Below are 320 nucleotides of genomic sequence, written 5' to 3'. Positions count from 1 at the left end.
CGCGCGTCAGCTCTTCAGCATGCCCCGCAGGACGTACTGCAGGATGCCGCCGTTGCGGTAGTAGTCCGCCTCACCGGGGGTGTCGATGCGGACCTTCGCGTCGAACTCGACGGTCTCGCCGGAGTCCTTCGTCGCGGTCACGTGCACCGACTTCGGGGTCTTCCCGTCGTTCAGCGCGGTGATGCCGGCGATGTCGAAGGTCTCGGTCCCGTCGAGCCCGAGGCTCTTCGCCGACTCGCCGTCCGGGAACTGCAGCGTGACGACGCCCATGCCGATCAGGTTCGAACGGTGGATCCGCTCGAAGGACTCGACGATGACGG

General features: G+C 66.9%; 1 pseudogene. It reads right to left on the bottom strand.

Annotated elements, in window-relative coordinates:
- Positions 1-6: 6 nt before the first annotated feature.
- Positions 7-320: pseudogene (gene acnA, locus DBV35_RS29675) on the bottom strand (aconitate hydratase); the annotation flags it as partial.

This window comes from Acuticoccus kandeliae, from assembly GCF_003073115.1.
Note: the sequence above shows the minus strand (reverse complement) of the source record. Positions and strands in the feature narration are given on the sequence as shown.